General features: G+C 74.7%; 13 protein-coding genes. 5 read left to right on the plus strand and 8 right to left on the minus strand.

Features of this window, described 5'->3' with window-relative positions; all coding sequences use genetic code 11:
• Window position 1 precedes the first annotated feature (1 nt).
• Both MB828_RS01555 and MB828_RS01560 read right to left on the minus strand, forming a co-directional pair.
• Window positions 2-2092: an alkaline phosphatase family protein gene (locus MB828_RS01555; RefSeq protein ID WP_301646600.1), complete on the minus strand. Its 2091-nt coding sequence runs from the start codon at window positions 2090-2092 to the stop codon at window positions 2-4.
• A 40-nt stretch (window positions 2093-2132) separates the two neighbouring features.
• Complete coding sequence (locus MB828_RS01560) at window positions 2133-2564, minus strand: hypothetical protein (protein ID WP_133026221.1); 432 nt, start codon at window positions 2562-2564, stop codon at window positions 2133-2135.
• Window positions 2565-2648: 84 nt separating this feature from the next.
• On the opposite strand from MB828_RS01560, the gene MB828_RS01565 reads away from it, so the two are divergent.
• Window positions 2649-3422: an MBL fold metallo-hydrolase gene (locus MB828_RS01565; protein WP_133026222.1), complete on the plus strand. Its 774-nt coding sequence runs from the start codon at window positions 2649-2651 to the stop codon at window positions 3420-3422.
• 14 nt (window positions 3423-3436) lie between these two features.
• Window positions 3437-4060: a DedA family protein gene (locus MB828_RS01570; protein ID WP_133026497.1), complete on the plus strand. Its 624-nt coding sequence runs from the start codon at window positions 3437-3439 to the stop codon at window positions 4058-4060.
• Between the two features lie 84 nt (window positions 4061-4144).
• Here the strand turns inward: MB828_RS01570 and MB828_RS01575 are convergent, their stop codons facing one another.
• The 3 genes from MB828_RS01575 to MB828_RS01585 form a co-directional block, all read right to left on the minus strand.
• Complete coding sequence (locus tag MB828_RS01575) at window positions 4145-5365, minus strand: MBL fold metallo-hydrolase (protein ID WP_301646601.1); 1221 nt, start codon at window positions 5363-5365, stop codon at window positions 4145-4147.
• Window positions 5362-6699 (minus strand): aminotransferase class I/II-fold pyridoxal phosphate-dependent enzyme, encoded by a 1338-nt coding sequence (locus MB828_RS01580; RefSeq protein WP_301646602.1) that lies wholly within the window; start codon window positions 6697-6699, stop codon window positions 5362-5364. Before MB828_RS01580 ends, MB828_RS01575 begins: the two co-directional genes overlap by 4 nt.
• Window positions 6700-6817: 118 nt before the next feature.
• Entirely contained in the window at window positions 6818-7675 is an 858-nt protein-coding gene (locus tag MB828_RS01585; RefSeq protein WP_301646603.1) for a hypothetical protein, read from the minus strand.
• Window positions 7676-7913: 238 nt separating this feature from the next.
• On the opposite strand from MB828_RS01585, the gene MB828_RS01590 reads away from it, so the two are divergent.
• On the plus strand, window positions 7914-8465 hold the full coding sequence (locus tag MB828_RS01590; RefSeq protein WP_301646604.1) for a type 1 glutamine amidotransferase domain-containing protein: 552 nt from the start codon (window positions 7914-7916) through the stop codon (window positions 8463-8465).
• A 27-nt stretch (window positions 8466-8492) separates the two neighbouring features.
• Here the strand turns inward: MB828_RS01590 and MB828_RS01595 are convergent, their stop codons facing one another.
• The 3 genes from MB828_RS01595 to MB828_RS01605 form a co-directional block, all read right to left on the minus strand.
• Window positions 8493-8750, minus strand: a complete 258-nt coding sequence (locus MB828_RS01595) for a DUF6158 family protein (RefSeq protein WP_133026226.1) — start codon at window positions 8748-8750, stop codon at window positions 8493-8495.
• A gap of 81 nt (window positions 8751-8831) precedes the next feature.
• On the minus strand, window positions 8832-10451 hold the full coding sequence (locus MB828_RS01600; protein ID WP_301646605.1) for an ABC-F family ATP-binding cassette domain-containing protein: 1620 nt from the start codon (window positions 10449-10451) through the stop codon (window positions 8832-8834).
• A 182-nt stretch (window positions 10452-10633) separates the two neighbouring features.
• A complete protein-coding gene (locus tag MB828_RS01605; RefSeq protein ID WP_301646606.1) occupies window positions 10634-11293 on the minus strand; it encodes a histidine phosphatase family protein in 660 nt (219 codons plus the stop codon).
• Window positions 11294-11371: 78 nt separating this feature from the next.
• Here MB828_RS01605 and MB828_RS01610 point away from each other — a divergent pair, with 78 nt between their 5' ends.
• Both MB828_RS01610 and MB828_RS01615 read left to right on the plus strand, forming a co-directional pair.
• On the plus strand, window positions 11372-12859 hold the full coding sequence (locus tag MB828_RS01610) for a bifunctional phosphatase PAP2/diacylglycerol kinase family protein (protein WP_301646607.1): 1488 nt from the start codon (window positions 11372-11374) through the stop codon (window positions 12857-12859).
• A 141-nt stretch (window positions 12860-13000) separates the two neighbouring features.
• The gene (locus tag MB828_RS01615; RefSeq protein WP_301646608.1) at window positions 13001-13816 is read left to right on the plus strand and encodes a class I SAM-dependent methyltransferase; all 816 of its coding nucleotides are present in this window, start codon (window positions 13001-13003) and stop codon (window positions 13814-13816) included.
• Window positions 13817-13854 lie beyond the last annotated feature (38 nt).

Raw genomic sequence — 13854 nt, forward strand, 5'->3', positions numbered from 1 at the left:
GTCAGGCGGCCTTCTCCTGCTCCTCGGGCAGCGGCACCTGCGGTCCGTCCGCCTCCTGGAGCCAGCGCCGCAGCACCCGGTGCACGGACTCGGCGCCGACGAGTTCCTCGCCGTCGGCCACCGGCGCGGACACGGCGAGCGGTGACAGCAGGAACGGCCTGCCCTGCGCGCCGCCCAGTCCGCCGTGCGAGCCGATCTGCTCCTCGAACGCCAGGACCTCGCCGTCCTCCGGGTCGTACCAGGAGTTGACCATGATGTCGGCGGTGTGCGGGAAGGAGTGGGTCCGCCGGACGGCGTCCGCGGCGCCCGGCCCGAAGGCGGCCAGCGGTCCCGGCCGGGTGTCCAGCCGGTCCAGCGGAATCTCCGCGCCGTGGGCGCCGAGCACGACCCCGCCGTGTTCCTCGCTGCGGACCAGCAGGAACCCGATGCCGGGGTGGTTGGCGAGGGTGGTGAGCAGCGCCGGGTGGCGGGCGTCCAGTTCCTCCTTGGTCATCCGGTGCGGCACGTCCGGGAAGGAGACCAGGCCGAGGTTGCCGGAGGCGAGCACGACCGGTTCCGAGTGCCGGGTCGGCCGGTGCTTCTCGCCGCCCTCCTCGACCGGCCTGCGCAGGGCCGCGCGGACGGCGGCGCGGGCCTCGGTGCCGCTGTGGGTGCGCTCGGCGCGTCTCGGCACGGGCAGTCCGCAGCCGGCCCGGACCAGGTCGCCGAGGGTGAGCCCGTAGCGGGTGCGGAAGGTCTCACCTGGGCTCTGCCCGTGGTCGGAGAGGACGACGATCCGGTAGGGCCGCGGAGCGTGCTCGGCGGCCTTGCCGATCAGGGCGACGGCGCGGTCCAGGCGTTGCAGGACCTTCTCGGCGTCCCGGCTGTGCGGACCGGAGTGATGGGCGACCTCGTCGTAGGCGACCAGGTCGGCGTAGACGGCGCTGCGGCCGCCGAGCAGGTCGCCGATGACCGCGGCGACCACGACGTCCCGTTCGACGACCGTCGCGAAGGCGCGGACGAGGGGGTAGAGGCCGCCGCGCCCCACGCGCGGGCGCCGCCGGTGCAGCCGGGCCGTGACGGACTGGCCCACCTCCCGGCCGACCTCGGCGAAGAAGGAGAGCGCGGTGCGGACGGCGTTGGCCGGGTCGGCGAAGTACGCGAAGTATCCGGCGCGGGAGCGGTTCTTGCGGCCCCGGCGGCGGGTCGCTATGGACAGCACCAGGGCCTGTTCCTCGGCGCCGCCGCTGAAGAGGTTGCCGCGGCTGGCGCCGTCGACGGCGAGCAGTCCCCCGTCGGCGGTGCGCTCGACGGCGCGGCGCTGGAGCTCGGCGGCACTGGTCGGCCGGTTGCAGACCATCACCTCCCGGCTGTCCTTCTCGTACCAGCGGAAGGCGGGGATGTCGAAGTTCGAGCCGTGCAGGATGCCGAGCTGGCTGGCGCCGGTCTGGCTGGACCAGTCGGTGCGCCAGGGGGTGAGCCGGTGGCTGGTCCCCAGCCAGTCGGCCACCGTGGGCATCAGGCCCTTGGCGACGGCGGCGGTGAGGACGTCGTGGCCGACGCCGTCGAGCTGGAGGAAGACGGTGCCCGGGGCGGTCGCGCAGGGTGGGTGGGATCTGCGGCGGCGGGTGGCCAGCCGGGACAGCCGGTGCCGGTAGGCGTCGTCGTCGCGGACGGCGAGGGCACCGCCGGTGGCGGAGGCCACGGCGGACATCACGGCGGCCACGATCACGGCGGTCTCCGGGGCGGCCTCGCTCTGCCCGGAGGGGTTGATGCGCAGGGCGACGAGGAGCAGGGAGCCGTTCAGGAAGAAGACCAGCAGGCCGAGGACGAGGGCGGGCACCAGCAGCAGCAGTCGTACGAGCAGGGGCCACACGACGGCCGACAGCACACCGAAGGCGCCGGCGCCGAGGGCGGCGGTGACGGCGATCCGGGTGGCGCTGTCACCGTCCGCGGACTGCAGCTGGAAGTCGGGCAGGATCCCGGCGAGCACCAGCATGGTGACGGTGGAGACCGCCCACACCGCCACACTCCGTCCGAGCTGACTGACGACCCGCCGCCACCGCACGCCCCACCGACCTCGGCTCCGAGACCCGCGCCGGCCGCGGATCATTCTGCGGCCCAGACTGTCATACGGGCCGCGGTCCCCGGCCCTACCGCCCGTCGTACCCCGCCGTCGGCATCGAGAGCCGCCGGTGGACGTGCGCCTTCATCTGGGCGTCGTAGCAGGGCTCGGCGCGGCCCACCGTCTCCACCCGCACCCCGCGGCGCGCGCACTCCGCCGTGAAGGCCTCGACCGACGACAGCGCGCTCTCCAGGACCCGTCTGCTCGGGGCGACGAAGACGTCGAGGCCGGGACGGACGCCCGTCCACAGGGCGCTGTGGTCGTGCCGCAGACCGCGGACCAGGAGTTCGCGGGCGATGACGTACCCGTGTTCCACCGCCCAGCGCGCGCACATCGCGTGCTGGCTGCGGGAGTCGACCAGAAACGGGTCGATCTCCAGTTCCTCCAGGGGTGTCAGACTCGCGATGGCGGTCACCCGCACCCGTGCGAGCCCGCCGGAGGCACCCCGCACCTGTCCCATGGCGTCCCCCTCACCTCCGGGTTTCGCGGCCGACCCTACTCCTGCACGTAGGCTTCGGGGAGTCGCACGAAGGAGGCAAAGAGGGTGCCGGTGGAGATCACCTGGTGGGGCCACGCCACCTGCACGATCGAGGATTCGGGCGTACGACTGCTCACCGATCCTCTGTTCGCGCGCCGGCTCGCCCATCTGCGCCGGCGCCGGGGCGCCCCGCCCCCGCCCGAGGCCCGCCGCGCGGACCTCGCGCTCGTCTCCCACCTGCACGCCGACCATCTGCACGTCCCCTCGCTCGCCGGGCTCGCCCCGGGCACGCGCCTGCTTGTGCCCCGGGGCGCACGACGTGCGGTGCCCGCGCTCCGTCGGCTCCGGCAGCTGCGCGTCACCGAGGTCGGTGTCGGCGACGAGATACACGTCGGCCGGCTCGTGGTGCGGGCCGTGCCCGCGCTGCACGACGGCCGTCGGCTGCCGGTCGGCCCGCACCGCTCGCCGGCCCTCGGGTACGTCGTCGAGGGCGCGGCCCGGACGTACTTCGCCGGGGACACCGGGCTGTTCGACGAGATGGCCGAGACGGTGGGCCCGGTGGACGTGGCGCTGCTGCCGGTCGGCGGCTGGGGGCCGTACCTCGGGGAGGGGCACCTCGACGCCGGACGGGCGGCGCGCGCGCTGGCCCGGCTGGCGCCACGGAGCGCGGTGCCGGTGCACTACGGCACGTACTGGCCGATCGGCATGGACGCCGTGCGCCCCCATGAGTTCCATGCGCCCGGTGACGAGTTCGTGCGCCTCGCGGCCGAGTACGCGCCGGCGGTGGCGGTGCACAAGCTCGGCCACGGGGAAGGCGTGCGGCTGGAGGTCGCACGGTGAGACTGCTGCTGGTCGTGACGGCCGCGGCCGGGTCCACGGCGACCACCTCGTCCGTGGAGTCCGCACAGCAGGCGATCGGGTATCCGACGCTGTTCCTGCTGGTGCTGGTCGGGGCGCTGGTGCCGGTGGTGCCGACGGGGGCATTGGTGAGTTCGGCGGCGGTGGTGGCGTTCCACCAGACGGCACCGTTCGCGCTGGCGCTGGTGTTCGTGACGGCGTCGCTCGCGGCCTTCCTCGGGGACGCGGCACTGTACTGGCTGGGGCGGCGCGGGCTGCGGTCGAAGAACGGGTCGCGGTGGCTGGAGGCGATACGGTCGCGGGCGCCGGAGGAGCGGCTGGAGCAGGCGCAGTCGAAGCTGGCCGAGCACGGGGTGGCGGTCCTGGTGCTGTCCCGGCTGGTGCCGGCCGGGCGAATACCGGTGATGCTGGCGTGTCTGCTGGCCGAGTGGCCGCTGAGGCGGTTCGCGCGGGGCAACGCGCCCGCCTGCCTGGCGTGGGCGGCGACGTATCAGGTGATCGGGATTCTGGGCGGGTCGTTGTTCCCGGAGCCGTGGGAGGGAGTCGTGGTGGCGGTCGCGCTGACGGTGGTGCTCAGTGTGGCGCCGGGGGTGTGGCGGCGGGTCCGATCCGGGGTGTGACGGTGCGCCGCGGGGCGCGGGCGCGTCGTGGTCGCTCGCGCGGTTCCTCCCCCAGCCTTCGGCCGGGGATGCCCCCAAGACGCCCTAGTCGACGGTGCTCCGGAGTGAGGTCGGTTCCAGAATCCTCGATCCGCCCACCGGCAGGTCCCACAGGTTCTCCCGGGCCAGTTCGGCCTTCTCCCAGGCCGCCCGTACCCGGGTCAGTGGCTCCAGGACCGGTTCTGCCGACAGGATGAACGTGCCCCAGTGCATGGGGGCCATCCGTCGCGCCCCTACGTCCTGCGTGGCCTGGACCGCCTCCTCCGGGTCGAGGTGGACGTCACTGAGCCACCAGCGGGGGTCGTAGGCGCCGATCGGCATCAGGGCGAGGTCGATGCCGGGGTAACGGCGGCCGATGCGCTCGAACCAGTGGCCGTAACCGGTGTCGCCGGCGAAGTAGACGCGCTGCCCGTCGGGGCCGGTGAGGACCCAGCCGCCCCAGAGGCTGTGACAGGCGTCGGTGAGGGTGCGCTTGGACCAGTGGTGGGCCGGCACGAAGTCGAAGCGGACACCGGACAGTTGGGCCGCCTCCCACCAGTCCAGCTCGGTGACGGTGGTGAATCGGCGGCGGCGGAACCAGCCGCCGAGGCCCGCGGGCACGAAGACGGGGGTGTCGCGCGGCAGCCGGCGCAGGGTGGGGGCGTCCAGGTGGTCGTAGTGGTTGTGGCTGATGACGACCGCGTCGACCGGCGGCAGCGTCTCCCAGGGGACGCCGACCGGGGTCACCCGGGCCGGGGTACCGAGGATCCGGCGGGACCAGACGGGGTCGGTGAGGACGGTGAGGCCGCCGATCCGGACGACCCAACTGGCGTGTCCCGCCCAGGTGACGGCGACCGTGCCGACGTCGGCCCGGGGCAGCGGGCCGGGTTCGTAGGGCAGCCGGGGGATGTCGGCGAGCCCTTGGCGGCCGGGGCGGACCGAGCCCTCGCGGGCGAACCGGGCCATGGCCTTGAGGCCGGGCAGCGGGGCGGTCAGGCGGTCGTGGAACGTCCGCGGCCAGACCCGGAGTTCACCCAGCGCACGGGGTTCGGCGAGCGGCGGGAACGGAGGCGTGACGGGCGTCGGGGCCGTAGGGCCGGCGGAGCTCCGGGTCGGCACGGCGGCCGGTGCGGCGGTGATCGGTGTGACGGCGCTGGTCGCTGTGACGGCGGTCGTCGATGTGGCGGTGAGCGGGCCGGCAGGCGGCGTGTCGGCGGTCGTCGTGGCGGCGGTTGTCGTGGCAGCGGTCGTCGTGGCGGACCCTGACTCTTGCGTCTGCTGCGTCATCGAGGAGGCTCCCATCGCTGAGCGTCGTCGCGGAGATCGTCGAGTACCGACCTCAAGGACATCAACGCGCGTTGCACGTGTGACAGTTCCAACGGCGCGGGGGACGTGAGGCATTCCAGGCGTTCCGCGTCCGTCCCGCCCAGCAGCGGGCCGGTCGCCAACCGCACGCGCAGCGCGCCGAGATCGTCGCCGAAGCGGTGGCCGCCGGGGGCCGGCATGCCGAGCCGCGCGGTGAGGAAGTCCTCCAACTCCTGTGCGTCCCCCACTCCTTGGCCGGCGAGCCCGGCGCGCAGCGGCTCCAGGTCGGCGTACAGGTGCCGGCCGGCCTGCGGGGGCCTGGCCAGGGCTCCGCAGGCGACGACCGCGGTGTGCGCGGCGGCGGCCAGGCGCGCGTGCAGTCGTACGGCGGCCGCCCGGCGTACGACCACGGCCTCGGGTTCGTCCAGCGCGTGCCCCGCGGCGAACGCGACCGGGCGGGCGAGGCGGGCGCCCATCGCGGTGAGGACGTCGAGCACGCGCGCGTGCAGGGCGGCCCCGGTGTCGCCCGCCGGGAACCGGGCGACGGCGGCGGGCCAGCCCGCCGGCAGCAGCGCGCCCGCCAGGTCCGTCACGACGGTGACCCGGTCCGGGAGCATCTCGGCGGGGCTGAGCAGCACGGTGGCGTCCGGGGCGTGCACGGTGTCGCGCCAGGTCTCGTCGCTGACCAGGTGCAGCCCTTCGGCGGCCGCCGCCTCGACGGTCTCGTGCAGCAGCTCGGGCGGGGCGACGGTGGCGGTCGGGTCGTCGGCGACGGAGAGGACGAGCAGCCGCGGGTCGCCGCCCTCGTCGCGGACCCGGCGCACGGTCTCCAGCAGCGCGTAGGGGTCGGGCGCGCCCCCGGACTCGGCCGGGGTCGCCACGTGGAAGACGGGCCGGCCGAGCAGCCGGGCGTACGGCGCCCACCAGGCGGCGCAGGGGCGCGGCACCAGGACGTCGCCGCCCAGGGCTGCGGTGAGCGCGAGCAGCAGGGCGGGGGCACCCGGCCCGGCGGTGACCCGGCCGGCCGTCACGGGCAGCCCGCGCCGCTCCCAGTATCCGCGGGCCGCGTCCAGCAGCGCCGGTCCGCCGCCGACGGGTTCCTCCGCGCCCCGGCTCGCGGCGGCGGCCAGCACGGCGGACAGGTCGGGCAGGACGGGCAGCCCGTCGTCGGGCAGGGGCGGACCGTAACGGACCGGACCGTGTCCCACGGCCGACGACGGCAGGTCCTCCCCGGCGGCCGGCTCGTGCGCCCGCGCCCGGCTCCCGGCGGCCGTGCCGTGCGCCGGTCCCTGGCCCTCGGGGTCCGTCCGCCGCATGTCCGCCTCCGCGCAGTCCGTGGTGCCGTGTGCTGTCCGGTCCGGGCCGTGCCCCGCCCATCGGGGCGGGGCGTACGGTGCCGGAGTGGTCGCTCCGGGGTACCCGGCTCCGGCCGTGTCACCCGTCCGCGCCGGACCGTCCACCCCACAGCCGACCGGACCGTGCGCCCCACAGCCGACCGGGCCCGTCGCCCCACACCCGGTACACCGCGCCGCAGCAGGCGGCCGCGATCAGCAGCGCGCCCGCGGCCAGGGCGGGCACGGAACCGTTGTAGGCGCCGCCGTCCCCGGCCTGCACACCGTGCTGCACGCCGGCCGGGGCACAGGCCGTGTCATCTCCCCGAGCGCCACCGCACTCCTGCCCGTCGCCTCCGCACGGCTGCCGCGTACCACCGGAACAGGGCCGCTCCCCGCCCTGCTCCCAGCCGCCCGTGCCGCCGTCACCGTGCACGGCCGTCCCGCCGTCGCCGTGCCCATCCGTACCGCCGTCACCGTGCACGGCCGTTCCGCCGTCGCCGCCGGGGTCCGCGGCGCCGCCGTCCCCGTGAGGGGCCGGGGCCTCCTTCCCGGGCGGGACCCGGCCCCCGCCGCCCTGGGGATCCGTGGCGTCGGCTCCGGGCGGGACCAGGGCCTCGCCGCCCTGCGGATCCATGGTGTCGTCCCCGGGCGGGACCAGGCCCGCGGCGCTTCCCGGTCCCGTGCCGTCGTCGGCCGGTGGGATACCGGGGACGCCCGGGTCGGCTGCGGCCGGTGGGGTCCAGGACGGCTGCCGGCCGACGCCGGCCGCCGGGCAGGCCCCGTCGGCGGTACGGGCGCCGTCGCCGCCGGTGCCCGCCGGGCCGGCGCCCTCCGTATAGCTCTGGCAGCTCACGGGGCTCGCCCCGGCGGCGGAGGACACGGCTGCGGCCGTACCGGCGACGCCGAACGCGGCACCCGCCAGGACGGCGACGGACAGGGCCCGAGCGGTGCGGCGCATGGGTGTGACTCCTCGCACGTGCGACTCCGGGGGCACGGGGCCCGTACCCCCGCAGCCATCACAGCCCGCCCCGCCCGGCGCCGCGCGCGGCCGGACCCCATTCGCGGGACACCCGCACTCTTTCGGGTGACCTGACCGCCCGGAACCGGCAGGTCACCAGCCGGCGGCCGAATCCCCGTGTCGGTGCCCTGTCCTCGGGTACGCGTGCGGCACCCCCATGTGGAAGGTAGTGAGCATCATGCGGATCGCGTTTCTGGCCGCGCCCGAGGGCGTCGAGCAGGTGGAGCTGACCGAGCCGTGGAAGGCGGCGTCCGACGCCGGGCACGAGCCGGTGCTGGTCTCGACGGCACCGGGGACGATCCAGGGCTTCGAGCATCTCGACAAGGGCGACACGTTCCCGGTGGACGAGGTGGTCGGTGAGACGTCGGCGGAGTCGTTCGGGGCGCTCGTGCTGCCGGGCGGGGTCGCCAACCCGGACTTCCTGCGGACGGACGAGAAGGCCGTCGCGTTCGTGAAGGGCTTCTTCGACGCGGGCCGGCCGGTCGCCGCCATCTGCCACGCGCCGTGGACGCTCATCGAGGCCGACGTGGTGCGCGGCCGGACCCTGACGTCCTGGCCGAGCCTGCGGACCGACATCCGCAACGCGGGCGGCACCTGGGTGGACGAGCAGGTCAAGGTCTGCGACGGCGGCCCGAACAAGCTGGTCACCAGCCGTAAGCCGGACGACCTCAAGGCGTTCTGCGAGGCCTTCCTCGACGTGTTCGCCGAGACCGGCCAGGCCGGCGGCTGAGCCGGGGACCCGGCGGCGCGGCGGGGCTCAGCTCGCCGGGGTCCGTGGCGACGCGGCCTCGGCGCAGCTGCGCTCCCGGGCGCCTTCCCGGGTGCGGCCCGCGGCGACGGGGCGGCGCGGATTGCGGCGCAGGTACTCGCCCTCCAGCTGGGCCATGCGCTCGTTGTGGGCGCGCAGCGCGTCGTTGGAGCCGTACAGCAGGGTGTCGTGGCGCGTCCGGTGGATGGTCTCCAGCTCCTTCATGAGCTGCTGGTCGTCCAGCCGGCTGGGGTCGACTCCGGTCATGGTGGTACCCCGCTCGTCGTGTGGGTCCCGGCGGTCCGGATTCCTGCCTCCACTGTACGAACATCCGGGCCCGCGGGCCTCCTACCGCACGCGCTCCACCCGGCGCTCGTCCCACACCGGCTCGGTGGCCTCCCGGACCCGGCCGTCGCTGCCGAAGACCAGGTAGCGGTCGAAGGAGCGGGCGAACCAGCGGTCGTGGGTGACGGCGAGGACCGTGCCGTCGAAGGCCTCGAGCCCTTCCTGGAGGGCTTCGGCGGACTCCAGGTCGAGGTTGTCGGTCGGCTCGTCGAGGAGCAGCGCGGTCACGCCCTGAAGTTCCAGCAGCAGGATCTGGAACCGGGCCTGCTGGCCGCCCGACAGGCGCTCGAAGGTCTGCTCGGCCTGCTGGGTGAGCTCGTAGCGGCGCAGCCGGGACATGGCGGCACCGCGGTCCTGGGAGTGTTCCGTCCACAGGATGTCCAGGAGGGTGCGGCCCTCCAGCTCGGGATGGGCGTGGGTCTGGGCGAAGTGACCGGGCACCACCCTGGCGCCCAGCTTCCACTGTCCCGTGTGCGCCACGTCCTCGCCGGCCAGCAGCCGCAGGAAGTGCGACTTGCCGGAGCCGTTGGAACCGAGCACGGCGACCCGTTCGCCGTAGAAGACCTCCAGGTCGAACGGCTTCATCAGGCCGGTGAGTTCGAGCTGTTCACAGGTGACGGCGCGGACGCCGGTACGGCCGCCCTTGATGCGCATCCTGATGTCCTGCTCGCGCGGCGGCTCCGGGGGCGGTCCGGCCTCTTCGAACTTGCGGAGCCGGGTCTGCGCCGCCGCGTACCGGGACGCCATCTCGTGGGAGACCGCGGCCGCCTGACGGAGGGTCAGGACCAGCTTCTTCAGCTGGGCGTGCTTCTCGTCCCAGCGGCGGCGCAACTCCTCGAAACGGGCGAAGCGTTCGCGGCGCGCCTCGTGGTAGGTGGCGAACCCGGCGCCGTGCACCCAGGCGTCGGCTCCGGTGGGCGAGGGCTCCACGGAGACGATCTTCTCGGCGGCCAGGGAGAGGAGTTCGCGGTCGTGGGAGACGAACAGGACCGTCTTGCGGGTCTCCTTCAGCTGCTGCTCCAGCCAGCGCTTGCCGGGGACGTCCAGGTAGTTGTCCGGTTCGTCGAGGAGCAGCACCTCGTCGGCGCCCCGGAACAGCGCCTCCAGCACCAGCCGCTTCTGCTCGCCGCCGGAGAGCGTACGGACCTGCCGCCACTGCGCCTTCTCGTACGGCACCCCGAGCGCGGCCGTGGTGCACATGTCCCACAGCGTCTCGTGCTCGTAGCCGCGTACCTCGGCCCAGTCGGCGAGGGCCTGCGCGTAGTGCAGCTGGGCGGCCTCGTCGTCGACGGTCATGATGGCGTGCTCGGCCTTGTCGACGGCCCGCGCAGCCTGCTGGATGCCGAGCGGCGCGACCGACACGAGGAGGTCGCGCACAGTCGTCTCGTCGCGTACGGAGCCCACGAACTGGCGCATCACGCCGAGGCCGCCGCTCACGGTGACCGTGCCGGCGTGCGGCTTCAGCTCGCCGGAGATCAGCCGGAGCAGGGTGGTCTTGCCGGCGCCGTTGGGGCCGACCAGGGCGACGGCGGTGCCCTCACCGACCCGGAAGGAGACGTCGCCGAGCAGCGCCCTCCCGTCGGGGAGGTAGTACTCGAGGTGCGCGGCTTCCAGATGTCCCATGGTCAGGGATTCTGCGGGGCCCACCGGGGGCGGGGCAAACCGTTATCCGGGCGGTTCTTCGAGTGCGGGTGCGCGGTGGTTGCCCGCGCAGTTCCCCGCGCCCCTTTCAGGGGCGTCCACTCGGCGCCCCTTCAGGGGCGCGGGGAACTGCGCGACCAGCCCCCACCGGGCCGCACCCTGGGTCACTCGGCGACGCCCCCCACCACCTCGCCCGTCGGCCCGCTCGCCCCTGTCGGTTCCACCACGGCCCCCTCCCAGGACAGCGCCTTCCAGCCGTCCGCCGGGGAGCCCTCCAGGATCACCACGCCGGTGTTGTCGAGGGGCCGGGACGCGGCGTAGGGGACGTCGACGTTGACCGCGCGGGCCGCCGTCCACAGGCGGATCGCGGCGCCGTGGCTGATCATCGCGACCGTACCGGCCCCGCTCGCGAACGCCTCCGCGACCACCGCGTCGTAGCGGCCCAGCGCCTCCGTGCCGGTCTCGCCGCCCGGCATGCGCAGCCCCGTGTCGCCGGCCGCCCACGCGAACACGGTCCGCATGTACTCCTCGCCAGCCCCGGAGTGGCCGGGCAGCATCTCCAGGTCACCGGCGGACACCTCGCGGATCCCGTCGCGGACGATCGGTTCGAGACCGCGGGCGGCGGCCAGCGGGGCCGCGGTGAGCCGGGTGCGGGTCAGGGTGGAGACGTAGAGCGCCTCGATGTCCTCGTCGGCGAGGGCCGCGGGAAGGGCCGCCGCCTGCCGTTCGCCGAGGGCGGTCAGACCGGGCCCCGGAACCGCGGTGTCGAGCAGGTAGTCGACGTTGGCCGGGGTCTGCCCGTGGCGTATGAGGAGCAGGCGCATCCGGGGTTTCCTCTCACTTCTCACTCGACCGCACCGCGTGCGGGCAGGAAACAGCCACTTCAGGGTAACCGGACCCCCATGAGCCCAGATGTCGACCTGACCGTCCCGAAGCCCGGCCGGCACGCGCTGCGTGACCGGCTGCTCGCCCTCGACTCCCGGCTGTTCGAGGTGGCCGCCGAGCGGAACTGGCCGTTCGCCGAGCCGGTGCTCCCCCGGCTGAGCCGCAGCGCCAACCACGGGGTGCTGTGGTTCGCGGCGGCCGCCGCGGTGGCCGCGTCCCGCACTCCGCGGGCCCGCCGGGCGGCCGCCCGCGGCCTGGCCTCGCTCTCCCTGGCCTCGCTCACCATCAACACGCTGGGCAAGCGCTCGGTGCGCCGGCCGCGGCCGCGGCTCGACCCGGTCCCGGCGGCCCGGCAGCTGAAGCGGCAGCCCATCACCACCTCGTTCCCGTCCGGGCACGCCGCGTCGGCGGCGGCCTTCGCGGCCGGTGTGGCCCTGGAGTCCCCGGGCTGGGGCGCGGTGGTGGCGCCGGTGGCGTTCTCCGTCGCCATGTCCCGGGTGTACACGGGCGTGCACTTCCCGAGCGATGTGCTCGCGGGCGCCGCGCTCGGTGTGGGTGCCGCGTTCGCCGTCCGTGCGCTGGTGCCGACCCGGGCGCAGACCGGCCCGCCGCCCCGGCCGCTCGCGAAGGCCCCGGCGCTGCCCGGCGGGGAGGGTCTGGTGGTCGTCGCCAACCGGGCCTCGGGCAGCTCCGACCGGGTGCAGGCACTGCGCGACGAGCTGCCGGACGCGGAGCTGGTGGAGTGCGAACCCGCCGATGTGAAGGCCGAGTTGGAGAAGGCAGCGGTACGGGCCAGCGCGCTCGGGGTGTGCGGAGGCGACGGTACGGTGAACGCGGCCGCCGCCACCGCCCTGCGCCACGGACTGCCGCTCGCGGTGCTGCCCGGCGGCACCCTCAACCACTTCGCCTACGACCTGAGCGTGGAGGACGGCCGGGGTCTCGCCCGGGCGGTGCGCGAGGGCGCGGCGGTCCGGGTGGACGTGGGCCGTTTCACCGCCGGTGAGCGTCGGGGCATCTTCCTGAACACCCTGAGCCTGGGCGTCTATCCGGAGCTGGTCCGGGAGCGGGAGCTGTGGGCGCACCGGATCGGCAGCTGGCCCGCCGAGGTGCTGGCCGCGGTGCGGGTGCTGCGCACGGACCGGCATCCGCTGAAGGTCGAACTGCGCGGCGAGACACATCCGTTGTGGCTGCTGTTCGTCGGCAACTGTCACTACCGCCGGATGGGGCTGGCCCCGGGCCGCCGCACCGACCTGGCCGACGGGCAGCTCGACGTGCGGGTGGTGCACGGCGGCCGGCACCCCGCGCTGCGGCTGCTCTCCGCCGCCCTCGCCGGCCCGCTGACCCGCTCCCCCGCGCATGCCGAGGCCCGGGTCAGGCGGCTGAGCCTGACCGGCATCGCGGCCGGTACCCCGCTCGCCTACGACGGCGAGGTGATCGACGTGTCCGGCGAGATGACCGTGGAGAAGCTGCCGGAGGCGCTGACCGTGTACCGGCCCCTGCCCTGATCCGCGAGCAGTCCTGATGGACCGTCAGTCCACATAGTAAAACGCGGGTCTCATCATTCGGCATGCGGGCGTAGCGTCATGAACACCGCGGGACGGGGTCGTCCGGCCCCGTCCGCCGGTGTGACGCGAAGGGGTTGGGCCATGTCGAAGCCGCAGGAGACCGCTGTCTACACGCACGGGCACCACGAGTCGGTGCTGCGTTCCCACACCTGGCGCACCGCCGCCAACTCCGCCGGCTACCTGCTCGGCTCACTGAAGCCGCACATGCGGATCCTGGACATCGGCTGCGGTCCCGGGACGATCACCGCCGACCTGGCGGAGCTGGTCCCGGACGGGCAGGTCACCGGTGTCGACCGGGCGCCGGACATCCTGGAGCAGGCCCGGGCGACCGCCGCCGCGCGCGGCCTGGCGAACGTGGACTTCGCGGTAGCCGACGTGCACGCGCTGGACTACCCGGACGACACCTTCTGCGTGGTCCACGCCCACCAGGTGCTCCAGCACGTGGGTGACCCGGTGCAGGCGCTGCGCGAGATGCGCCGGGTCACCAAGCCGGGCGGTCTCATCGCCGTACGCGACTCGGACTACGCGGCGATGACCTGGTACCCGCCGGTACCCGGCCTGGACGACTGGCTGGCCCTGTACCGGCGGGTGGCGCGGGCCAACGGGGGCGAGCCGGACGCCGGGCGGCGGCTGAAGTCGTGGGCGCTGGCGGCGGGACTCACCGGCATCACGGCCACCTCCGGCACCTGGACGTACAGCACGACGGAGGAACGGCAGTGGTGGGGCGGGCTGTGGGCGGACCGTACGGTCGCCTCGGCCTATGCGGAGCGGGCCACGGAGGGCGGTCACGCGACCACCGCGGAACTGCGGGCGATCTCGGCGGCCTGGCGGGAGTGGGCGGAACAGGAGGACGGCTGGTTCGCCGTCCTGCACGGAGAGATTCTCTGCCGTAAGTGAGCCTGATTCCGGCATTTCCGGAAACCCGGGTCGCAGGA

Origin of the sequence: Streptomyces arenae (assembly GCF_022343545.1) — a bacterium.
Taxonomy (GTDB): Bacteria; Actinomycetota; Actinomycetes; order Streptomycetales; family Streptomycetaceae; genus Streptomyces; species Streptomyces humi.

Excerpts from the sequence above, each read along its gene's own strand:
- MB828_RS01555 (WP_301646600.1), bottom strand. The coding sequence starts at position 2,092 with ATGATCCGCGGCCGGCGCGGGTCTCGGAGCCGAGGTCGGTGGGGCGTG.
- MB828_RS01560 (WP_133026221.1), bottom strand. The coding sequence starts at position 2,564 with ATGGGACAGGTGCGGGGTGCCTCCGGCGGGCTCGCACGGGTGCGGGTG.
- MB828_RS01575 (WP_301646601.1), bottom strand. The coding sequence starts at position 5,365 with ATGACGCAGCAGACGCAAGAGTCAGGGTCCGCCACGACGACCGCTGCC.
- MB828_RS01580 (WP_301646602.1), bottom strand. The coding sequence starts at position 6,699 with ATGCGGCGGACGGACCCCGAGGGCCAGGGACCGGCGCACGGCACGGCC.
- MB828_RS01585 (WP_301646603.1), bottom strand. The coding sequence starts at position 7,675 with ATGCGCCGCACCGCTCGGGCCCTGTCCGTCGCCGTCCTGGCGGGTGCC.
- MB828_RS01590 (WP_301646604.1), top strand. The coding sequence starts at position 7,914 with ATGCGGATCGCGTTTCTGGCCGCGCCCGAGGGCGTCGAGCAGGTGGAG.
- MB828_RS01595 (WP_133026226.1), bottom strand. The coding sequence starts at position 8,750 with ATGACCGGAGTCGACCCCAGCCGGCTGGACGACCAGCAGCTCATGAAG.
- MB828_RS01600 (WP_301646605.1), bottom strand. The coding sequence starts at position 10,451 with ATGGGACATCTGGAAGCCGCGCACCTCGAGTACTACCTCCCCGACGGG.
- MB828_RS01605 (WP_301646606.1), bottom strand. The coding sequence starts at position 11,293 with ATGCGCCTGCTCCTCATACGCCACGGGCAGACCCCGGCCAACGTCGAC.
- MB828_RS01610 (WP_301646607.1), top strand. The coding sequence starts at position 11,372 with ATGAGCCCAGATGTCGACCTGACCGTCCCGAAGCCCGGCCGGCACGCG.
- MB828_RS01615 (WP_301646608.1), top strand. The coding sequence starts at position 13,001 with ATGTCGAAGCCGCAGGAGACCGCTGTCTACACGCACGGGCACCACGAG.